Origin of the sequence: Baumannia cicadellinicola str. Hc (Homalodisca coagulata) (assembly GCF_000013185.1) — a bacterium.
GTDB lineage: Bacteria > Pseudomonadota > Gammaproteobacteria > Enterobacterales > Enterobacteriaceae > Baumannia > Baumannia cicadellinicola_E.
Map to the genome: position 1 here is coordinate 303,288 of NC_007984.1, position 23,379 is coordinate 326,666.

Sequence of the window (23,379 nt, forward strand, 5' to 3'; positions counted from 1 at the left end):
ATATGTTATGTGATTATATTCTAGCTATTAGATCTCTTTGTTCTAGTAGTTTACATTTTAAATGTTGATACTTTTGAAGTTTATCATACTCTTTTACAACTATAGATTTAGGGGCAGAACATACAAAACTCTGATTTATTAGTTTCTTTTTAATGCGGTTAAGTTCAATTTCGATACGATAAAGTTCTTTAGCTAAACGCTCTAATTCAGTATTTTTATTAATTAAACCGGCAAGTGGTATTAGTAGTTCAGCACCAGGAATAAATTTTGTAACAGAAACAGGGACTCTCTTGCCATATGGTAGCATAGTAATATTTTTTAGCTTTGCTATAGCACAGATCACTCTTAAATTATCATTAACTAAACTTTGAGCTTCAGTTGATATATTACGTAACAGCAGTTCGAGAGGTGTTTGGGGATGAATATTCATTTCCAAACGGATAGAGCGTACAGCAATAATAGCTTGCTTAGTCCACTCAAGATCATTAATTGCTTTAGCATCGTCTAAAGCTGATTCATAGACTGGGAATGGTTGTAGCATGATAGTATCGTCATGACTGCTAGTAATCAATTTTATACTTTGCCAAATTTTTTCTGTAATAAAAGGAATTATTGGATGAGCGAGACGTAGTAACGATTCGAGCACATAGACTAAAGTATAGCGAGTACCACGTAATTCAGCTATATTATGATTATTATAAATAGTTGGTTTTGTTAGTTCTAGGTACCAGTCACAGAATTGGTACCAGGTAAACTCATACAGTATTCCAGCAACTAAATCAAAACGATAATTATCTATAGCATCACGGAACTTTTTCACCGTCTGGTTCAATAGTGCTAAAATCCATCTGTCTGCTAATGATAAGACTTTTTTCCCTCCATCAAAACCAAAACCGCAATCTTGATCTTGAGTATGAATTAAAATAAAACGACTAGCATTCCACAGTTTATTACAGAAGTTACGATAACCTTCTAAACGTTTCATACTAAAATTAATATCACGTCCAGTTGAGGCTTGCGCAGTTAGAGTAAAGCGTAATGCATCAGTACCGTATGATGGAATTCCGTTTGGGAATTGTTGTACTGTATTATTGCATATTTTTTTTGCTAAATGGGGATGCCGTATATTACTAGATCGTTTAGCTAATAAATTATTTAATGATATACCATCGATTATATCTAATGGATCAATCACATTTCCCTTTGTTTTTGACATCTTCTGCCCTTCTTCATCACGTATCAGACCAGTGATATAGACTGTTTTAAAAGGTACTTGTGGCTGACCAGTTGCATCTTTATTAAAGTGCATTGTCAACATAACCATTCGTGCAATCCAAAAAAAAATAATATCAAATCCACTTACTACAACGCTAGTTGGATGAAAAATACGTAGTGCCTCAGTTTGACTAGGCCATCCTAGGGTCGAGAAAGTCCAAATACCGGATGAAAACCAGGTATCTAATACATCTTGATCTTGAAATAGCATGACTGTATCACTAAGCTGATATGTATGACGTACTTCAGCTTCACTACGGCCAACATATACTTGATTTTTACTATCATACCAAGCAGGAATACGGTGCCCCCACCATAGCTGACGTGAAATACACCAGTCTTGGATATTATTCATCCAACTAACATACATATTTTTATATTGCTTGGAGACAAATTTAATAGCTCCAGTCTCAACTGCTTCTCTTGCTACTTTTGCTAATGGCGCTGTATTTACATACCATTGATCTGTTAACATCGGTTCTATTACTACGCCACTGCGATCACTATAAGGTAAAGTGAGATTATGGGATTGAATTCTCTCTAATAAACCAAGAGATTTAAATGCTTCTACTATAGCCTTACGTGCCGCGAAACGTTCTAGACCACGGAAGTATGGGGGAATATTATTAGATAGTATCTGGCTCATTTTACCATCAGTATCAAAAACTTCTGCTGCTTCGCGTATATTACCTTCAAACGTTAATATATTAATTATGGGTAATTGATGACGCTTACCCATTTCATAGTCATTAAAATCATGAGCAGGTGTAACTTTCATACAACCAGTGCCCTTATTCATATCAACATTATTGTCTGCGATAATCTTAATTCGACGTTCAACAAAAGGTAATAAGACCAATTTATTAATGAGATGATTATAGCGTTGATCGTCAGGATGAACTGCTATACCAGTATCACCGAGGACTGTTTCTGGTCTTGTAGTCGCAACAACTAAATAGTTTAGTCCATCCATAGTCTTAACGCCGTCTGCTAGTGGATAACGTAGATACCACATAGAACTAGTTGATTCACGGTTTTCTACTTCTAAATCTGAAATAGCTGTCTGTAACTTAGGATCCCAGTTTACTAATCTTTTTCCACGATAGATTAAGTTTTCTTGATATAGGCGAACAAAAACTTCCTTTACAGCATCAGATAAACCTTCATCTAAAGTAAAACGTTCTCGCTCCCAGTCTACGGAACAACCTAAGCGACGTATCTGATTACTAATTAGATTACCTGATAATGCTTTCCATTGCCAAATTTTCTCAATAAAAGCTTTACGGCCATAATCTTGTCGTGTTTTACCCTCTTCAGCAAATATCTGATGTTCTACTATCATTTGTGCAGCAATACCTGCATGATCTGTTCCTACTTGCCAAAGAGTATTTTTACCCAGCATCCTATGATAGCGTATTAGAATATCCATAATAGTATGTTGGAAAGCGTGTCCCATATGTAGGCCACCAGTTACGTTAGGTGGAGGAATCATGATACAGTAGCTATTATTACAGGTATTACTATGAGGTCTAAAGTATCCTTGTTTTTCCCAATGCTTGTATAACGATTGTTCAATATCGTGAGGATTATATATCTTATCTATTATTGTCATGTGCTTGCATTATACCTTACTAAGGTAAGCAATAGTTGGTTTAGTGATCGTTAATTGAAAACCTACGTTACGATAAGCTTTATACCGGTTCCGTGCTAACTGTTTGAAAAATTCTTCATCAGGGATGAAGTCGATTATTTCATTAAAAGAAAAAATAAAATCAGTACATTTTGGTAGTAAGTTAATAATTAGATCACGTGGAGTATAGTTATATTGATGTGGCCAACAAATTTCTACTGGCGCACCATCTTTTGGTCCTTCACCAACTAGATTATGTGGAATAAAAGCAGTTGGAGTTTTAGCCCAAAGTCCATGATCAATTTTTTTTGCTTGATCATTACTTTCACAAGCAATTAATATTCTTTTTCCTGCTCGCCAATTTATAACTACTAAATGATAAGCGAGCTGCTCCATGGCGATTAACCAGTTTGGTATCGTTTTTTTATTGAGTCTATAAAATGTTACTTTTTTCATGTAATAAATAAAGATAAATAATCTTACTTATTATCAGAAATAGAACGGTTGATTAGAAATTGCGATAACATCGCAACAGGACGTCCTGTTGCACCCTGATGCTTTTCCGTATTCCAGGCTGTACCTGCAATATCTAAATGAGCCCAATGATATTTACTTGTAAAACGAGATAAGAAACAACCTGCAGTAATAGCGCCACCAGCACTGCCGCCAACATTTGTCATATCAGCACAATGGGAATCAAGTTCTTCATGAAACTCATTGCTTAACGGTAAAGGCCAGATATAATCTCCTGCTTGTTCTGCAGCGCTACTAAGTTCATTGGATAGTGGATTATGATTAGACATCATTCCTGTAAAATGATGTCCTAGTGCAATTACACAGGCTCCAGTTAAAGTAGCAATATCAATAACAATTTCTGGATTAAAACGTTCTATGTAAGTTAGAGTATCACAAAGTACTAAACGCCCCTCAGCATCAGTGTTTAATACTTCTACAGTCTGGCCTGAAAGAGTAGTGAGTACATCTCCAGGTCTAAATGAACAACTATCTACCATATTTTCACATCCAGCTAAGACTCCAATAATATTAAGTGGTAAGTTTAAGGATAATACTACGCGCATTACGCCATAAACAGTTGCTGCACCACACATATCATATTTCATTTCATTCATCTTATTAGATGGCTTAATAGAAATACCCCCAGAATCAAATGTTAGACCTTTACCAACTAACACTATCGGACGTGCTTTTGAATCTAAATGCCCCTGATATTCAATAATTGACATTAGTGATTCATTAGCAGAACCTTGGCCAACAGCTAAATAAGCATTCATACCTAACTCTTTCATCTGTTGTTTGCCCAAAACACTAGCATTAATATGTTTATTACTATTAGCTAACTCATGAGCTTTAGAGGCAAGATAGGCTGAGTTACAGATATTAGGTGGCATATTAGCTAAATCTTTAGCAGCTTTGATACCAGCCGCAATAGCAATACCATGTTGTAGCGCGCATTTACTACTAGTTAGTTCACGGCGATTAGTAATATTAAATGTTATTCTGCGTAACTGGTAGCTTATTTTTTTTGTCTTTTTGAACTTATCAAAAGTATAACATAAATTATGTGCAATTTCTACCGCTTGGCGTATTTTCCAATAGGTATTTTTTCCCTGAACTTGTAGTTCAGTTAAGAAGCACATTGCTTCTATCGAACCAGTATTATTTAAAGCATTTACAGTGTTGATAATGATCTTTTTGTACTTTCGCTCATCTAATTCTCTTTTTTTACCGCAGCCAATGAGTAAAACACGCTTAGACATAATATAAGGAACATGATATAGAAGTAATACTTGCCCAACTTGGCCTTCTAATTCACCACTACGCAGTAGTGCGCTGATATATCCTTTGCTAATTTTATCAAGCTGTTCAGCGATAAATGAAAATTGGCGTGATTCAAAAACACCAGCTACAATACAAGCACTGCGTTGCTTTTCTAAACGTCCACTTTTAACACGAAAATCCATGTATGCTCCTGAATTTAAATTATAAGGATAGCAAAGAAAATAACGCTATATTAATTAGATTAACTATAGTATATTACTATAATATATAGTAAGAATTCATTATATATAATATATCTACAATATAATTGTATTAGTTTATGCTAATACAATAATCATTCTGTATAGATAAACAATAATTTAATTTTAAGTATGTTATGCTATTAGCATAAATATCTATTTATTAGCTTAATTTATCTAACTAATCCTAACTAAATGATTAATATTAATTTAATAGATAATACCTAATCAGGTATATTTATTTTAGTAGTATATATATTATGAATATATTTTCTAATATAACTACTCTTATAGTATAAGTTATTAACATAAAAAATGTTTAAATCAGTACTTTTAGAGGAAATTTTTATTAAAAAACAGCAAGAGATCATAATAGCGCTAGGTGTCAAAGCTAAAATAAAACCTGCTACAGAAGTACGTATTAGCATAGATTTTCTTAAATCTTATTTAAAAAAATATCCTTCACTACATACACTAGTGCTAGGAATTAGTGGTGGACAAGATTCCACTCTTGCAGGTAAGTTATGCCAACTAGCTATTGAAGAATTACGGTATGATACTGGAAAACACAATTATCAATTTATTGCTGTCAGGTTACCTTACGGAGAACAAAAAGATGAAGCAGACTGTAATGATGTTATTAACTTTATTCAGCCTGATCGTGTAATTCGAATTAATATAAAAAATTCTATTCAAGCTAGTGAAATAACTTTACGCTCTGCAGGTTTAATATTGAGTGATTTTTTAAAAGGTAATGAGAAAGCACGTGAACGTATGAAAGTACAATATAGCATTGCTAGCTTAACTTCTGGGTTAGTAGTAGGTACAAATAATGCTGCAGAGGCTATAACTGGCTTCTTTACTAAATACGGTGATGGTGGTACAGATATTAATCCTTTATTTAGGCTCAATAAACGCCAAGTAACAGCCTTGTTACAACATTTAGTTTGTCCTCAACATCTCTATCTTAAAACACCCACTGCTGATTTAGAAGATGAACGTCCAGCATTACCTGATGAATTAGTACTAGGGGTAACTTATACACAAATAGATGATTATTTAGAAGGTAAAAATATTGATTTTAACGCCGCGCAAAAAATTGAAAAATTGTACCAACAAACGGAGCATAAACGTCATCTACCAATTACTATTTTTGATGATTTTTGGTAATATAATTTATAAATAGATACCTCTTATCTAAGAGAATAGATACATTGTTTGCAAAATACCGTATCTTTTAAGATAACCATTGTCCCATAGTAACACGTTCATGATTACTGTAATCATGTGTAGTAACAATATGAATAAAACCAGCTTTCATTAGTAATGTACGTACCTCTTTTCCCTGTAGCCAACCATGTTCTAGTATAATCCAACCTTTGTGTTGTAAATATGTGCTTGCTTGACAGCAGATAGCTGCTAGATCTGCTATACCATTACAATCAGCTACTAAAGCACTTTTAGGTTCAAAACATACACCTAAATTATTTAAATGTGGGTCATTAGCATCAACATAGGGAGGATTGCTTATAATAAGGCTATAACGTGGTGTTACCTGTGATTGCAACGGTTCAAACCAGCTTCCACATAAAAATCTTACATTGTTCAAACCCAAACGCGCAGCATTTATGTCAGCTAATTCTACAGCTCCGGGGTGATTGTCGACTCCAGTAAATTGCCAAGATGGTCGTTCTGACGCTAATGCTAACGTAATAGCACCAGTTCCAGTACCTAAATCAAGTACTTTAGCATGAATTGGTAACAGTAAACCTAGTGCCTGCTCCACTAAGCATTCGGTATCAGGTCGAGGAATAATAGTATCAGGAGATACTCGTATAGGTAGTGACCAAAACTCCCACTCTCCAATGATATAAGCAATAGGCTCACCACGTAATCTACGTTCTAAGAGATTTTCGAGCTGTTTATATTGATTATCATTTAATAGATTATTTCCGAATGCTAATATATGCGCTCTGCTAGTGCTAACTATTTGTCCAAGTAATAGTTCGGCATCTAGTCTTGGACTATCCGAATTTGTTAGTATTGAAGTTGCATGTTTTAGCCATTGCCACCAGTTAATCATGTTATCTCGGATTCAGATAAAGCTATCAGCTGATTTGTTTGATACTCCTGTATAATTGGCTGTAGTAATATTTCTAGTTTCCCTTCTATAACTTCATTTAGTCGATAGGTAGTAAAACCAATACGGTGATCGGTAATCCGTCCTTGCGGAAAATTATAAGTTCGGATACGATCTGAACGATAACCACTACCAAGTAAATTACGGCGCATACAAGATTCTTCTTGCTGTCGGCATTGTGCTTCCGCAGCACGTAAGCGGGCACTTAATACTGCCATAGCTTTAGCTTTATTTTTATGTTGCGAACGTTCATCTTGGCATTCAACTACTAAACCAGTAGGTAAATGGGTGATACGAATAGCAGACTCAGTAGTATTTACGTGCTGTCCTCCTGCACCTGATGAACGAAAGGTATCAACACGTATATCTTCAGGACTAATTTCTGGTAATTCCGCATGAAGAATATCTGGTATCACTGCTACGGTGCAGGAGGAAGTATGGATGCGTCCCTGTGATTCGGTTTCTGGTATCCGTTGCACACGGTGACCACCAGATTCAAACTTAAGTTGACCATATGCGTTATCATGAGACATCTTGACTATAATTTCTTTATAACCACCGTGAGGTCCTGAACTAGCGCTAATTACATCGATTTGCCAACTATGGATTTCTGCGTAACGACTATACATCCGAAATAAATCTCCTGCAAATAATGCAGCTTCATCTCCTCCAGTACCTGCACGTACTTCAATAAAACAGCCACGTTCATCGTTTGGATCTTTATTGGAATCTTTTTGCAGTAGCAATGTTAGTAACTGTTGTTCTAGTGTTGATAGTAAGGAATGTAACTTGTTTAGTTCATCTTGTACCATATCATGCATTTCTGGGTCTTCAAGCATCGGCCCGGTAATGCTAATATTTTCCTGTACTTGCTGCCAATGTTGGAAACAAGTGTGAATGTCAGTAAGTTGTGCATATTCTTTTGATAATATACGTAAACGTTCCCGATCTTTTGCTACTTCAGAGTTCCCAAGTAGAGTTTCGACTTCATAGTAACGTTCTTGTAATACTTTTAACTTAGTTATTATGGAAGGTTTCATGCCTAGTATTTCATCTTACTTAACTTATAGTAGATTGACTAAATAGTCCTACTTGTATAGTACATACCTATATAGTTAGGTCAACCCTAACTTTCTTAAAAAAACAAATAATGACTTGGTAACAAAAATTGTGCACATAGTGATTAGTTTTTACTGATAGATTGCGGCGGATATTTAATAATAATAGTTTTTATTACATGACAATGACTAAATAATAATTTTTTCCTATATCGAAATTGTTATTTACTAATTAAAATAGTTATATGTTGACGATTTATAATTATTTTTATAGGGAAAATATTGGTATATGCTAATACCTAAAAAATACTATTTACTTATCATACTTCTAAGTAATTGTTTGCTCGCTTCTTGTAGCATTAATACCCCTAATCCTAGCAATATTGCATTAATGCAATTAACAAGAGAAAACAACTATAATCTAAAATGGCATAGTCACAAATATTTAGTCAAAAAGATTAATCATTACCGTACAAACGGTTTATTTGCTTATTTGTCAAGAAATAAAATTACATATGCCAACTTTAATTGGCAACAAATAAGTACTAACCACTACCGGTTAGTATTACTGAATATGATTGGTAATGCTAAAATAGACTTACATATATTACCAGGATTAGTAAAACTAATAGACTTTCAAGGTCAAAGTTATCTTAATGAAGAGGCATTAGCAAGAATTAAGATACTTTTAGGTCTAGATCTTCCTCTGAATGAACTACATGAGTGGATATTAGGTCTACCTGGTCAAGCAACTAATTTAACCTTTAATCAGCAAGGATATCTACATAAAATTAGTTATCATTATCATGGGCAACATTGGAATATTACTTATAAATCCTATCACGAGGATAAAATCCCTGCTTTACCAGATTGCATTGAAATACGACAAGATAACAATCTTATTAAATTAAAAATGAACGAGTGGAGTATGTCATGATACGTCAGTGGCCGGCGCCGGCTAAACTAAACTTATTTCTTTATATTACCGGACGTCGTCCTGACGGGTACCATCTTTTACAGACTCTTGTTCAGTTTCTTGACTATGGTGATAGCATTACTATTAAATCAACTAATAATTCTAAGATTAGATTACTTAATCCCATGACTAGCATAGCTCAAGAACAAAATCTTGTTATCCGTGCAGCTCGATTATTGCAGTGTAATTGTAAAAGTATGGGAAAAATAGGTGCAGATATTTGGTTAGAGAAACGTCTACCAATAGGTAGTGGTCTTGGTGGTGGTTCATCAGATGCAGCTACAACATTAATTGCACTAAATATGCAATGGCAATGCGGGCTTAATATCAATATGTTATCTCAATTAGGCCTATCACTAGGAGCAGATATTCCCGTATTTATATATGGTAAGGCGGCAATAGCTGAAGGTATTGGCGAACATTTAACGCCAGTAATACCATTAGAAAAATGGTATTTAGTTGCTCTTCCGCCAGTTAAAATTGCGACTAAGTTAATTTTTAATCATCCTAATTTACCAAGAAATCGACCTAAACGTTCAATTCAGCAATTATTCACTGAACCATTCTATAATATTTGTGAACCTATTACGACAAAAACATTTCCTGTAGTTGAACAACACCTACTATGGTTGTTAAAATATGCTCCTTCAAGATTAACTGGCACTGGATCTGGGGTATTTGCAGAATTTAATACGGAATCAGAAGCCCGCCAAATTCGTTCGCTAACCCCTAAATGGATGCATAGTTTTATAGCTAAAGGTGTTAATATTTCACCTTTACACCGTATATTAAGGAAAACTCGAATTAAGTCAGAAGAATTATTACTAACTTAATCAAGTTTACCTTTATGTAGTAACATAACAATAGGTTATTCTGGTATTTAATATGAAGCTTTTTGCTGGTAATGCTATTCCGGAATTAGCACAACTAATTGCTAATCGTTTATATACAAGTCTTGGTGTTGCAGCTGTTAATCGTTTTAGCGACGGAGAAATAAGTGTGCAAATCAATGAAAATGTACGTGGTGGTGATCTATTTATCATACAGTCAACTTGTGCTCCTACCAATGATAACCTAATGGAGCTAGTAGTTATGGTTGATGCACTACGTCGTGCATCTGCTGGACGTATTACTGCAGTTATGCCTTACTTTGGTTATTCTAGACAAGATCGACGTGTTAGATCTGCTAGAGTACCAATTACGGCAAAAGTAGTAGCTGATTTTTTGTCAAGTGTAGGTGTTGATAGAGTTTTAACTGTTGATTTACATGCTGAACAAATTCAAGGTTTTTTTGATGTCCCAGTAGATAATGTTTTCGGCAGTCCTATTCTTCTAGAAGATATGCTACAACAAGATTTTAATAATCCAATTGTAGTATCTCCTGATATTGGGGGTGTGGTACGTGCCCGCGCTATTGCTAAACTATTAAACGATACTGATATGGCAATTATTGATAAACGTCGTCCACGAGCAAATATGTCACAAGTTATGCATATTATAGGAGAAGTTGCTGATCGCGATTGTGTACTAGTTGATGATATGATTGATACTAGTAGTACTTTATGTAAAGCTGCGGAAGCATTAAAGGAACATGGAGCTAAACGTGTTTTTGCATATGCTACTCACCCAATTTTCTCAGGTCAAGCCCATGCTAATATAAAAAACTCAGTAATTGATGAAGTAATTATCTGCGATACCATTCCATTAAATAGTGCTATCAAGGCACTACCAAACGTTAGAACTTTAACTTTATCTGGTATGCTAGCAGAAGCAATTCGCAGAATTAGTAATGAAGAATCAATATCTGCAATGTTTGAACATTAATTAATGTAGTTATATTTGACTAAACTTATAAGTAAATTATTACTTAATATAATTAGAATATCATCATTGCTCTTACTTAGTAAATATAAATCAATTTATGAGATAACGAGTGACAATAAAATTAATTGTAGGTCTTGCTAATCCAGGAAATAAGTATCTTCTTACTCGCCATAATGTAGGCTCCTGGTATGTTAATCAATTAGCAAATAATTACCATGTATCATTAATAAATAAATCTTCTTTTTTGGGCTATACTGGTTACTTAAATATAGGTAAACGAAGGATCTTTTTACTAATACCTACCATATTCATGAATTATAATGGTCAAGCTGTTGCCGCGATAGCTAAGTTTTATAATATCATGCCAGAAGAAATACTAATAGCACATGATGAGCTAAATTTCTTACCTGGTTATGCCCGTTTTAAATATAGCGGTGGTCACGGCGGTCATAATGGATTAAAAGATGTAATCTATAGATTAGGTGATAATAATAATTTTTACCGGCTACGTATTGGTATCGGTCATCCAGGTGATAAAAACAAAGTTATTAAATTTGTCTTAGATACACCATTAGATACAGAACAGCAGCTAATTCAACATGCGATCAATGAGTCAGTACTTTGTACTAGTTTGATGTTTCAGCAAAATATTGCTTACGCAATACATCAGTTACACACAATACTAAAGTAGTATCAAAAATAGAAGATTAAATTCACCAGGAATAATAGGTAATATTTTTATGGGATTAAAATGTGGTATAATAGGATTACCTAACGTAGGTAAATCTACATTATTTAATGCTCTAACTAAATCACACATAGCTGCTGCAAACTTCCCATTCTGTACTATTGAACCTAATATTGGCATGTTATCTGTACCAGATGATCGATTAAATCAAATTGCATCAATAGTAAAACCAAAACGCATTGTTCCAACAACAATTGAGTTTGTTGACACCGCCGGTTTAGTCAAAAATGCATCTCAAGGTGAAGGTCTTGGTAATCAGTTTTTAACTAAAATTCGTGAAGTAGAAGTTATTGCTCATGTCGTACGTTGTTTTGAAGATGAAACAATTATTCATATTAATGGGAATATAGATCCTAAATCTGATATTAATATTATTAATACTGAACTAATATTAGCTGACATAGATCTTTGTGAAAAAGCTATAATTAGAGTACAAAAACGCATCAAAAGCAACGATCAAAATGCTCAATTAGAGCTAGTTTTACTCAAAAAATGCCTAAAATTTCTCAGTAATTTTGGTATGTTACGTCATTTAAATTTAAGTAATGAGGAGAAAAGTGCTATTCGTTACTTAAGTTTTATTACACTAAAACCTACTATGTATATAGCTAATATTAATAATTATAGTTCAAACTATAATTATTATTTAGATCAAGTACGTTTTCTTGCTTCAAATGAAAAAACAATATTCATTATTGTATGTGCTACAATTGAATCAGAGCTAGCTGAGCATATGAAACTAGGTATTCAAGAACCAGAATACGGACTTAATAATGTTATTAAAGCTGGTTATAAACTACTAAACTTACAAACATACTTTACCGCCGGACATAAGGAAGTACGAGCTTGGACTATACCGGTAGGCACTACTGCTTTACAAGCCGCAAACAAGATACATACTGATTTCGCAAAAGGATTTATCAGAGCACAAACAATTTCATTTAATGATTTTATCACCTTTAAAGGTGAAAAAGGAGCAAAAAAAGCAGGTAAAATTCATTTGGAAGGTAGAGAGTACATAGTAAAAGATGGTGATGTGATAAACTTTTTATTTAATGTTTAACTGTCAAATATCATCTAATGATTACATTAGAAGAGAGAATATACTCTCTTGTATTCAATAATAATACAAGGATGATCATGGGTTTTCTTACTAGCAAACGTCTTCTAGTTACAGGTATAGCCAGTCGTCGTTCTATTGCATATGGTATTGCTCAGGCTTTATACCGTGAGGGAGCAGAACTAGCTTTTAGCTATCAAAATAATAAATTAAAATCGAGAGTTGAACAATTTGCCACCGATTTTAATTCTAGTATTGTGCTACCATGTGATGTAGCGCAAGATACTAGCATTAAATTACTTTTTAGTGATTTATCTAAGTTTTGGCCGAAATTTGATGGTTTTATTCATGCTATTGCTTATGCTCCTAGCAATCAACTAGATGGTAATTATATTAATACAGTGACCCGCGAAGGATTTGCTATATCACACGATATTAGCGCTTATAGTTTTGTTGCTCTTGCAAAAGCCTGTCGACATATGCTGAATTCTAATTCAACTCTGGTTACATTAACTTATATTGGAGCAGAACGCGCTATTCCTAACTATAATGTTATGGGTTTAGCAAAAGCATCTTTGGAGGCTAATACTCGTTATATGGCGAATGCTATGGGCTCTGATAGTATCCGTGTTAATGCTATTTCTGCCGGTCCCATTAAAACACTAGCCGCTTCTGGCATACGTAACTTCAAAAAAATGCTCAGCTACTATGAATCAGTTACACCTATCCGACGCTTAGTAACAATTGAGGAAATAGGGAATACGGCCGCATTTCTTTGTTCTAATTTATCTACTGGCATTACTGGTGAAGTGATCTATGTAGATGGAGGGTTCAATATCGCTATTATGAATAATATATTAAATAGTTAATATCATGTAAGTTATAAATCGAGGTAAATGCATTACATTCTATCTAATTTATATAGAAACCTAATCAAGTATTATGGGCTGGCTATTAAATTTTGAGAAATTGATCATGAATGATACTACTTAATGCAGTAATACTAATTACGTAAAACTATATGTTTCAAGATCACCCACTGCTAATACAGCTCAAACAGCAACTATACGACAAAGAGCTACGCATGGTAGGTGTAGTTAAAAGCACTGATAAAGGATTTGGCTTTCTTGAAGTTAACGCACAAAAAAGCTATTTTATTCCTCCACTTTTTATGAAAAAAGTAATGCATGGTGATAAAATTAGTGCTGTGTTGCGTATTGTAAATAATCGCGCTATTGCTGAACCAGAAACTTTAATTGAACCTTTTTTATCTCGTTTTGTTGGTAAGGTGCAAATTAAAAACGATAAACTAGCACTTTTACCTAAACATCCACTGATTAAAGAAATTATTCCAGCTAGTCAGCCGCGGAGTATGAAGAATACTCAACTATGCCATGGAGACTGGGTCATAGCAGAAATGTGTCACCATCCTTTAGATGGGTATCGTTATTTTTATGCTAAAATTACTGAGCTAATTACTACTAAAGATGATAATTTTGCCCACTGGAGAGTAACTCTTGCTCACTATAATTTAGAACGTGAAGCACCTGCTATGCCAAAATATCTCACAATACAAGATAATGGTTTAATTCGCGAAGATCTAACAGAACTAAACTTTATTACTATTGATCATGCTAGCACCGAAGATATAGATGATGCGTTACATGTTGCTTACGGAACAAACGGAGCATTAGTTCTTACTATAGCTATTGCAGATCCTACCGCATGGATTATCGCCGGTAGTCAATTAGATTGCATAGCTCGCGATAGAGCTTTTACAAACTATCTTCCTGGCTTTAATATCCCAATGTTACCAAGGATGTTATCTGAAGATTTATGTTCTTTACGTGCATATGAAAAACGACCGGCTTTAGTCTGCCAAGTTACTATGCAGCATGATGGAACACTAAATGAAGACATGCGTTTTTTTGCGGCTTGGATAGAATCTAAGGCTAAGCTTAGCTATGATGAAGTATCTGATTGGATAGAAAATATTGGTTTTTGGCAACCGCAGAATAATGCTATTGCAGAACAGATTAGAATGTTGCATATAGTTTGCCAAGCTCGCAGTTCTTGGCGGAAACAACATGCTTTAGTATTTAAGGATAAACCTGACTACCGTTTTATTTTGGAAGAAAATGGTAATGTGAAGAATATTATTGCTGAACCACGTCGTATTGCTAAAAGAATGATTGAAGAGGCTATGATTACCGCGAATATATGTGCTGCACGTGTTCTACGTGATAATCTTGGTTTTGGGTTATATAATACCCATAATGGTTTCGATACTACTCTTATTGATCAAGTAGTAGCTATTTTACAAAAACATAATATTTCAGTAGATGCTACTCAATTACTGACCCTAGAAGGATTCTGTGCTTTACGTCGTAAGTTAAATACTATGTCAACCTCATATTTGGATAGTAGAATTCGTCGCTTTCAGACCTTATCAGAGTTAAAAACTGAACCTGGACCTCATTTTGGTCTAGGATTAGAGGTTTATGCTACGTGGACTTCACCTATTCGAAAATATAGCGATATGATGAATCATCGTTTGCTGAAAGCCTTAATAGGAGCCGGTAAAGCAGAACGACCAAAAACAGACATTACTTTCCGTATGTCTGAACGTAGGAGGCAAAATCGCATTGCTGAAAGGGATGTAGAAGATTGGCTATATGCTAGTTTTTTAAAAAATCAAGTAGGAAGTCATATTCGTTATAGTGCTGAGATTATTGATATTTATCGTAATGGTATGCGAATTAGACTACTAGATAATGGTGCTATTGCTTTTATCCCTGCCTTATTAATTCATAACATACGTGATGAATTAATTTGTAACCAAGATATTGGCATTGTCCAGATTCAAGGCAAAGAACGTTACCGACAGGGGGATACTATAGAAGTATATATTAAAGAAGTGCATATAGATAATCGTTCTATTATTGCGAAAATTGTCTAAGTCTATTTAGTTAGAAGATAATGCGACTGAATTAGCAGTAATTTTTAATGAGTTAAGTATTTCAACTAACCTACAATTAGGTTTTGTAGCTTGAGTTATAGGACGACCAATTACCATATAGTTAACACCAGCTTGCTGTGCCTGGTGAACTGTCATAATTCTACATTGATCACCAAGTTCATCAGTAGCTAAACGAATTCCAGGTGTCACTATAGTAAAATGATGACCACATATATTCTTAATATGTTCTGCTTCTTGTGCAGAACATACTACTCCATCTAGGCCACAATTTTTGGCCAAAATAGCTAGCCTAATTGCAAAATCAGATGCAGTACTAGGAATACCAATAATCTGCAAATCCTCATCACTAAGACTAGTTAATACTGTAACAGCAATCAATTTTGGGACTCCTAAACCAAAATTAGACAGAGCATTACAAGCTGCAGCCATCATCTTTTCGCCGCCAATAGCATGCAAGGAGATCATCCATACTCCTAAATCTGCTGCAGCAGATACTGCTCCAGCAACAGTATTTGGGATATCATGATATTTAAGATCAAGAAAAATATCAAAACCACGTTGCTGTAGCTTAATTATTAGCTCTGGACCAAAACGTGTAAACATTATTTTTCCTATTTTTAGCCGACAATACAATGGGGATATTAGATCAACAAAAGCTAGTGCTTTACTAATATTCGTATAGTCTAAAGCAACAATAATTGGGGAAGCTATGGCAGATAAAACATCATATGTCATAAAAATAAGTCCTATTGCTACAATAACAGTGAAGTTAATGACTGATATTATAATTACAAGAATTTGTTACTTTAGCTATTTGTTGTGTTAGTCGTTTTACTTCTCTTTTTGCATAAAGAAGTGCCAAACTAGTACGTAACCAGAAAAGTCCACAAGTTATCCAACCTATGATAAAGCCTAAAAGAAATATTATTGATAATAGTGTAGATGCTTTAAATTCCTTTTGATCTATTAAGTAGTTAAAAGATAGAATCTGATTATTGTGTGTACCAAGTAATATTAAGGTAATTAAAATTACCAAAACGAATAACATTGTAAGAATATATTTCACATTATTTCCTGCTAGCAAGCGGTGTAATGAACATTGAAAAACTTTTTAGCTAAATCAGTATATTTATTACGATCGATCTATTATGGGTATTACTATGTACTACCTGCATATGTATTAACAGAATTACTTTATTAGCAATAATTAGCTTAACAGAAAGTATCAATATCATAAGCCTAAATATAGGCTTTATTTATTAATATATATCACTCGTTGAAGATAATAAAACCTATTAACAATATTTAATTATGACAAACTAATATAATTAGTATTTAATCAGTATGCTTGTATTGTGTTAGTTATACTAGAAACTAGATTAGTTTTTCGGGAGATTATTATGCAGCTTAAACGTGTGGCGGAAGCTAAACTGCCAACACCCTGGGGCGATTTTCTGATGATAGGATTCGAAGAAATAGCTACAAAACACGATCATTTAGCACTAGTCTATGGTGATATTACAAGTAAAGAACCAGTTTTAGCAAGAGTACACTCCGAATGTCTTACTGGCGATGCACTTTTTAGTTTGCGTTGTGATTGTGGTTTTCAACTTGCAGCTGCACTTAGCTCTATTGCTGAAGAGAGACGTGGTCTTTTACTTTATCATCGTCAAGAAGGACGTAATATAGGTTTACTGAATAAAATTCGTGCATATGCGCTTCAAGATCAAGGATCAGATACCGTTAAAGCTAATCATCAGTTAGGTTTTGCGGCGGATGAAAGAGATTTCACTCTTTGCGCTGACATGTTCAAAGTACTAGGAGTATATTCTATTCGTTTACTCACTAATAATCCACAAAAAGTAGATATTCTTACTCAAGCTGGAATAAATGTTGCAGAAAGAATTCCATTGATAGTTGGTCGGAATCCAGAAAATGCCCGTTATCTAGATACTAAGGCAGCTAAGATGGGACATTTACTACATGATAGATATAAATAATTTTATATATTATGTAATAAATTATAACTTTATGAAGTTATATCACTTTACCGGTAGCTTAATTTTCTGAAATATGGATTCAATTTCTTCATTTGACCGTCGTGATACTGCCATATCTACTACTTCTCTAGTTAAGTGTGGAGCAAAACGTTGAAGAAAATCGTACATATAACTACGTAGAAAAGTACTACGACGGAACCCTATTTTAGTTGTGCTCTGGGGAAATAATATATCAGCGTTAATTTTCACTAAATCATGATCAGATTCTGCGCTTACAGCCATATTAGCTATAACACCAATACCAAGACCCATACGTACGTATGTTTTTATTACATCTGCATCGGTTGCAGTAAAAATGATACGTGGTTTAAGTCCAGCATGGTTAAAAGCTATATCTAATTCAGAACGACCAGTAAAGCCAAAGGTATAAGTTACTAATGGATAAGATGCTAGTTCTTCAATTGTTATCTGTGTTTTGCTAGCTAAAGGATGATGTGGTAATACTACTATAGCACGGTTCCAGTGGTAACAAGGTAACATAACTAAATCGTCATATAAATGCAGAGCTTCAGTAGCAATTGCGAAATCAGCTAAACCCTTGGATACAGCTTCTGCTATTTGGGAAGGAGATCCTTGATGCATATGTAGTGATACTCGAGGATAACGGTCGATAAAACTCTTAATTATTTCTGGTAAAGCGTAACGAGCCTGAGTGTGAGTAGTAGCAACATATAGTGATCCTTTATCTGGATAAGTATGTTCCCCAGCGACTGCTTTAATCGCATCAACTTTAGATAGTACTTCACGTGCAATGCGAATAATTTCCTGGCCAGCTGATGTTACCCGAGTTAAATGTTTACCACTACGTGCGAATATTTGTACTCCTAGCTCATCTTCTAACATACGGACCCGCTTACTAATACCTGGTTGAGAAGTATAAAGTCCTTCAGCAGTAGAAGACACATTCAGGTTATGGTTAACGACTTCTACGATATAACGAAGTTGCTGTAATTTCATATTAGTGTCCTCCGAGCATATTATAAAGCCAAAACTATCTAGGTTAGACTAAGCAAACTCCTAAATAAAGTTGAGCTTTGAGCACAAGAAAAATTTGATTATAGTAAATAATATTATATTGTCAAAAAATAAGTAATATTACTATATTACTATATGATATATGAAAAGACACTACATTATGAAAGATTTTGAACCGATAAGACGATTAACTACTTAGTTCGAGTATATAATGCTAATATTAGATATTATTACTGATCTTCTTTATTATAAACTTGCCAATGACCGTTTATAAAAAAAGCTTTCCAACTAGTAGCCTTACCTTCTTTTTCAGAAGAGATATATTGCTGTTTCTTTTTACGGCTAAACCTTACTAAAGTCTTATTGCCTTGGTCATCCTGTATCGGTGCTTCTGTTAGGTAACGTAACATTGTTGGTAGGCGATCTTTAAATTTAACTAACTCTTCAACTAGAGGTGCGCGAGTTTCGTGTACTTTTGGAAAAGTATTAGCTGCTAGAAAAACCCCTGCAGCACCATTGCGCAAAACAAAATAAGCATTAGAATTTTTGCAAGGTAGCTCTGGAAACTCGATTAACTCCATCTTTGGTGGTGCTATATCGCCGTTACGTAAAATATTCCGAGTATTTTTGCATGTATTATTAGTACAAGCAATATATTTACCAAACCTACCTATTCTTAATTGCATATTAGCACTACACTTTTCGCATGGTACTAAGGTACCATAATCAGTATTTAGTAAACATAGACCTTGCTCAATTTCATAACCATCGCATAAAGGATTATTATTACATATATTTAACATACTATTATTATTAAAATAATAGCTATCCATTATATTATTACATTTTATACATCGACTTCGTACTTTTTGTGTATCAATACTTTTGTTTTCGTTATCTAGTTTTTTTAGCCATTCTGATTCAGAGATGAGATTAATAGTATGTTTACAACGTTCCTTAGGTGGTAGTTTATAACCAGAACAACTAAGAAATACACCAGTATTTGCTGTACAAATACCCATCATTCTACCACAAATAGGACAATTTATGCTAGTAGTAACTATACTATTAGGTAGCATACCTCCTTCTGTGGGAGATTTTTTAGCTTTTTCTAACTGTTGGTTTAATTTAATAAAGAAAGTATCAAGTACATTTTTCCAATCTTGCTGATTAGTAGCTACTTTATCTAAAGTATCTTCCATATTAGCTGTAAAGTCATAATTCATTAGTTCGCTAAAATTTTCAGCTAAACGATCTGTAACAATTTGTCCAATTTTTTTTGCGTAGAAACGGTGGTTATTTAGTTTTACATAACCACGATCTTGAATAGAATCTATAATAGACATATATGTAGATGGTCGGCCAATACGCCGTTTTTCTAGTTCCTTTACTAAGGAAGCTTCAGTATAACGTAAAGGTGGCTTAGTAAAATTTTGTTGTGAAATTAATTGTTGTAAAGAAAGTATCTGACCAACAGATATTGATTGACAGATACTTTCTTCATTTTCCTTATGTAGAATTGGCATAACTTTACTCCAACCATCAAAGTGTAATGTTCGGCCAGTGGTACTAAGCTGGAAATCTCCAGCTATTACGTTAATTTTTGTATAATTATACTGTGTAGGCATCATTTGGCTAGAGACGAATTGTCTCCAAATTAATTGATAAAGTTTACGTGCATCTTCTTCTATATTTTCTAGTTGTTCAGCTAATATATGAAGATTAGATGGACGTATTGCCTCGTGTGCTTCTAGACTATTTTTTTTACTTAGATATTGATTTGGCTGATTAGGTAAATATTTGCTCCCGAAAATATCTAAGATATAGTTACGAACAATATTAATTGCCTCATCACTAATTTTAGTTGAGTCAGTACGCATATATGTAATATATCCAGCTTCATATAAGCGCTGAGCAACGAGCATAGTTTGCTTAACACTATAGCCTAAACGAGTACTAGCTGCTTGTTGTAGAGTAGAGGTAATAAAAGGTGCGTTAGGATTACTACTAGTTATTTTATCTTCACGACAACATACTATATAACGTGCATTATTAAGCAAAGCAATAGCAGATTGAACCTGAAGAGAATTAATCGGCTTAAATGGTTTATTATTTAGGTGTGTGACTTGCATTTTTAGTACAATATCTTTAGGACCTTGTAGATAAGAATATAGGTCCCAATATTCTATTGGTGAAAATTGTTTAATTTCGCGTTCACGTTCTACAATTAGTTTAACAGCAACTGATTGCACCCTACCAGCAGATAAACCCCGAGCTATTTTTTTCCATAATAAAGGAGAAATCATATATCCTACTATACGATCCATAAATCGCCGTGTTTGCTGTGCGTTAATACGATGCAAATTTAGCTCTCTAGGACTTTGAAAAGCTTGAGTTATAGCATTACATGTAATTTCATTAAATACTACTCGGCTAAATTTACTATTATCACCGCCTATGACTTCCCTAATATGCCAAGCAATGGCTTCACCTTCGCGGTCAAGATCAGTTGCTAAATAAATATGCTTAGCTTTGTTTGCAAGAGCTTTTAACTCGTTAACTAGTTTTTCTTTACCTGGTAAGATTTCATAATTTGCGAACCAATTATTGTAAGGATCGATACCCATACGGTTAGCTAATGTATTTTGATAGTTAGTTTTACCTTGTTGTTTAACTGTTTCACGATGAATAGGTAAATCACGAATATGACCAATGCTAGATTTAACTAGATATTGATTACCTAGATATTTATTGATAGTTTTCGCTTTTGCCGGAGATTCTACTATTACAAGAGCTTTATTCATTTAATTTTCACTCGCATGAATAATATATTTCTACTATGCTACTTAACTGGGAAGTATTAACTTTATATGCTAATTAAAATTGATTGATGTTAAATTATATTTAATATATGAATCTCATATTAGTAATTTGAGCAAATTGGAATTTTATTCCACTAGATAAGGTTAAAAGCATAGCAAAATTCTTATATGATAAACATCATATTAAATGAATTAGATTCAACATTTTTATTCACAAAAAAGACAAATGACAATAGCGTAATTATACCATGTATGTCACTTTTACATTTAAAGTATAAATTAATATTTATAGTATTCATTGTTATTCATAATCCGTGAACCAAAAGTACTTTATATAATGATTATAGACAGATGGTATAGCAGTAGTAGGTATGTCATACCATTAATTTCTTTTAACTAATTGTTCTACTAAGGAACCTTGAAGACAAATTATGGCGACTACTATATACCGTGACATGTTAAATTTTTTCCGTAATGAGTTTGCCAACATTATTTTATTATCACTATTAACAGCTATGATTAGCATCATAATCAGTTATTATGTACTTACCCCATCATTAATTAGTGAACAAATTCAATTCTTAAGTAATAAGAATAATATGGATATATTATCCGATATTAGTATAAAACAAATTTTTGAACATATATCTCTAGATCAGCAGAATATTTTACTGAAAGTATCTACAGCTGGAGCTTTAGCTGGACTAGTTGGTAATACATTCCTTACGGGAAGTCTACTAACTATGATAAGTTGTATATCAAACCAACGTTCAATTAGTGTATTAGGTGCTGTAGTATTATCAATACGCTGGCTACCTCGTTTACTACTATTAACTTTATTAACTACATTAATCATCCAATTAGGACTAATATTCGTAGTATTGCCTGGATTTTTAACCTCTATAGCTTTTAGTCTGGCACCAGTGATTGCTATTACTGAAAATTTAGGAGTGATAAAATCTATTCGTGCTAGTACTGAAATAGCTTTAAATAATCTCCGCTTCATTAGCCCTATTATATTAAGCGGAATATTTGCTAAAACTATATTATTGCTACTAGCAACTAAATTAACTACATGTCATCCTATTTTCATTGCAGTATTATTAAATGTATTCAATAATTTAATAACATCTCTAGTATTAATATATTTATATCGTTTGTATATGTTTCTTAAAAAAGAAGAAACAATTTACTAATTATACTTATTTTTATATATATTAAATATATTCATATTTTAATATTATAAAACTAATTAATATTAGTAATATGGTATATTATATCTAATCAATACCAAATAAAATTATATAATTAATTATTATATAATCCAATACAAGTAAATAAGATGTTAGTTGAACTACAGCAGATGCAGATGAGGGAGTATTAATTTACTATGCTCTATGTTATTTATACCGAATCATTAACTAATTATACGGAAAACAAATATATATTCTCTAGAACAAGCGATTTAGCCAGGTTACAACTATTACAAGACCAAGGTCGACTATTAACTGCTGGTTTAACACCAAGAATTGACTGTTATGATCCTGGTAAAATAGGATTTAATGGTTACACGGTAATTGCTGAATTTGATTCATTAGAATCTGCGCAGGCTTGGATAAAAAAAAATCCTTATATAGCAACTAACAATTATACTAAAGTTATAGTTAGACCTTACATAATATTATTACCTTAATAATGACTAATATAACTAGATTTTAGATTACTAATCTTATTTGTTTAGCAACTATTCATAAATTTAATATTTAATAATTTAAGGAGTATGAAAGTTATT

The 23,379-nt window shown here is 33.4% G+C and carries 20 protein-coding genes; 11 read left to right on the forward strand and 9 right to left on the reverse strand.

Going from position 1 to position 23,379, the window contains the following annotated elements:
• Positions 1 to 13: 13 nt before the first annotated feature.
• Genes BCI_RS01405 through pepA form a run of 3 tightly spaced genes read right to left on the reverse strand, consistent with a single transcriptional unit; the run spans position 14 to position 4,887 of the window.
• Positions 14 to 2,878, reverse strand: a complete 2,865-nt coding sequence (locus BCI_RS01405; protein WP_143485619.1) for a valine--tRNA ligase — start codon at positions 2,876 to 2,878, stop codon at positions 14 to 16.
• A gap of 18 nt (positions 2,879 to 2,896) precedes the next feature.
• Positions 2,897 to 3,361, reverse strand: coding sequence for a DNA polymerase III subunit chi (locus tag BCI_RS01410; RefSeq protein ID WP_011520468.1), 465 nt, complete (start codon positions 3,359 to 3,361; stop codon positions 2,897 to 2,899).
• 23 nt (positions 3,362 to 3,384) lie between these two features.
• The gene (gene pepA / locus BCI_RS01415; protein ID WP_011520469.1) at positions 3,385 to 4,887 is read right to left on the reverse strand and encodes a leucyl aminopeptidase; all 1,503 of its coding nucleotides are present in this window, start codon (positions 4,885 to 4,887) and stop codon (positions 3,385 to 3,387) included.
• A gap of 405 nt (positions 4,888 to 5,292) precedes the next feature.
• Between pepA and nadE the strand changes: the two genes are divergently transcribed.
• On the forward strand, positions 5,293 to 6,114 hold the full coding sequence (gene nadE / locus BCI_RS01420) for an ammonia-dependent NAD(+) synthetase (protein ID WP_041574933.1): 822 nt from the start codon (positions 5,293 to 5,295) through the stop codon (positions 6,112 to 6,114).
• 67 nt (positions 6,115 to 6,181) lie between these two features.
• On the opposite strand, the gene prmC is transcribed toward nadE, so the two are convergent.
• Together prmC and prfA are read right to left on the reverse strand one after the other, a co-directional pair.
• Entirely contained in the window at positions 6,182 to 7,024 is an 843-nt protein-coding gene (gene prmC, locus BCI_RS01425; protein ID WP_041574934.1) for a peptide chain release factor N(5)-glutamine methyltransferase, read from the reverse strand.
• On the reverse strand, positions 7,024 to 8,124 hold the full coding sequence (gene prfA / locus BCI_RS01430) for a peptide chain release factor 1 (RefSeq protein ID WP_011520472.1): 1,101 nt from the start codon (positions 8,122 to 8,124) through the stop codon (positions 7,024 to 7,026). Before prfA ends, prmC begins: the two co-directional genes overlap by 1 nt.
• A 307-nt stretch (positions 8,125 to 8,431) precedes the next feature.
• Here prfA and lolB point away from each other — a divergent pair, with 307 nt between their 5' ends.
• The 7 genes from lolB (at position 8,432) to BCI_RS01465 (ending at position 15,709) form a co-directional block, all read left to right on the forward strand.
• Positions 8,432 to 9,079: a lipoprotein insertase outer membrane protein LolB gene (gene lolB / locus BCI_RS01435; RefSeq protein WP_011520473.1), complete on the forward strand. Its 648-nt coding sequence runs from the start codon at positions 8,432 to 8,434 to the stop codon at positions 9,077 to 9,079.
• Positions 9,076 to 9,951: a 4-(cytidine 5'-diphospho)-2-C-methyl-D-erythritol kinase gene (gene ispE, locus BCI_RS01440; protein WP_011520474.1), complete on the forward strand. Its 876-nt coding sequence runs from the start codon at positions 9,076 to 9,078 to the stop codon at positions 9,949 to 9,951. Before lolB ends, ispE begins: the two co-directional genes overlap by 4 nt.
• A gap of 52 nt (positions 9,952 to 10,003) precedes the next feature.
• The gene (locus tag BCI_RS01445) at positions 10,004 to 10,942 is read left to right on the forward strand and encodes a ribose-phosphate pyrophosphokinase (protein WP_011520475.1); all 939 of its coding nucleotides are present in this window, start codon (positions 10,004 to 10,006) and stop codon (positions 10,940 to 10,942) included.
• A 109-nt stretch (positions 10,943 to 11,051) separates the two neighbouring features.
• Complete coding sequence (pth, locus tag BCI_RS01450; RefSeq protein WP_011520476.1) at positions 11,052 to 11,633, forward strand: aminoacyl-tRNA hydrolase; 582 nt, start codon at positions 11,052 to 11,054, stop codon at positions 11,631 to 11,633.
• 49 nt (positions 11,634 to 11,682) lie between these two features.
• Complete coding sequence (ychF, locus tag BCI_RS01455) at positions 11,683 to 12,753, forward strand: redox-regulated ATPase YchF (RefSeq protein WP_011520477.1); 1,071 nt, start codon at positions 11,683 to 11,685, stop codon at positions 12,751 to 12,753.
• Positions 12,754 to 12,830: 77 nt separating this feature from the next.
• Entirely contained in the window at positions 12,831 to 13,619 is a 789-nt protein-coding gene (gene fabI / locus BCI_RS01460; RefSeq protein ID WP_011520478.1) for an enoyl-ACP reductase FabI, read from the forward strand.
• A 152-nt stretch (positions 13,620 to 13,771) separates the two neighbouring features.
• Positions 13,772 to 15,709, forward strand: a complete 1,938-nt coding sequence (locus BCI_RS01465) for an exoribonuclease II (protein ID WP_011520479.1) — start codon at positions 13,772 to 13,774, stop codon at positions 15,707 to 15,709.
• A gap of 6 nt (positions 15,710 to 15,715) precedes the next feature.
• On the opposite strand, the gene pyrF is transcribed toward BCI_RS01465, so the two are convergent.
• Together pyrF and BCI_RS01475 are read right to left on the reverse strand one after the other, a co-directional pair.
• The gene (pyrF, locus tag BCI_RS01470; RefSeq protein WP_011520480.1) at positions 15,716 to 16,465 is read right to left on the reverse strand and encodes an orotidine-5'-phosphate decarboxylase; all 750 of its coding nucleotides are present in this window, start codon (positions 16,463 to 16,465) and stop codon (positions 15,716 to 15,718) included.
• A gap of 34 nt (positions 16,466 to 16,499) precedes the next feature.
• Positions 16,500 to 16,796: a LapA family protein gene (locus BCI_RS01475; RefSeq protein WP_011520481.1), complete on the reverse strand. Its 297-nt coding sequence runs from the start codon at positions 16,794 to 16,796 to the stop codon at positions 16,500 to 16,502.
• A gap of 334 nt (positions 16,797 to 17,130) precedes the next feature.
• Between BCI_RS01475 and ribA the strand changes: the two genes are divergently transcribed.
• Complete coding sequence (gene ribA, locus BCI_RS01480) at positions 17,131 to 17,730, forward strand: GTP cyclohydrolase II (protein ID WP_011520482.1); 600 nt, start codon at positions 17,131 to 17,133, stop codon at positions 17,728 to 17,730.
• 42 nt (positions 17,731 to 17,772) lie between these two features.
• Here the strand turns inward: ribA and cysB are convergent, their stop codons facing one another.
• Positions 17,773 to 18,747, reverse strand: coding sequence for an HTH-type transcriptional regulator CysB (gene cysB / locus BCI_RS01485; protein ID WP_011520483.1), 975 nt, complete (start codon positions 18,745 to 18,747; stop codon positions 17,773 to 17,775).
• A 248-nt stretch (positions 18,748 to 18,995) separates the two neighbouring features.
• Entirely contained in the window at positions 18,996 to 21,569 is a 2,574-nt protein-coding gene (gene topA / locus BCI_RS01490) for a type I DNA topoisomerase (protein ID WP_011520484.1), read from the reverse strand.
• A 449-nt stretch (positions 21,570 to 22,018) separates the two neighbouring features.
• Here topA and BCI_RS01495 point away from each other — a divergent pair, with 449 nt between their 5' ends.
• Both BCI_RS01495 and BCI_RS01500 read left to right on the forward strand, forming a co-directional pair.
• Positions 22,019 to 22,783: a YciC family protein gene (locus tag BCI_RS01495; protein WP_011520485.1), complete on the forward strand. Its 765-nt coding sequence runs from the start codon at positions 22,019 to 22,021 to the stop codon at positions 22,781 to 22,783.
• A gap of 194 nt (positions 22,784 to 22,977) precedes the next feature.
• Positions 22,978 to 23,280 (forward strand): YciI family protein, encoded by a 303-nt coding sequence (locus tag BCI_RS01500; RefSeq protein ID WP_011520486.1) that lies wholly within the window; start codon positions 22,978 to 22,980, stop codon positions 23,278 to 23,280.
• Positions 23,281 to 23,379: the final 99 nt, after the last annotated feature.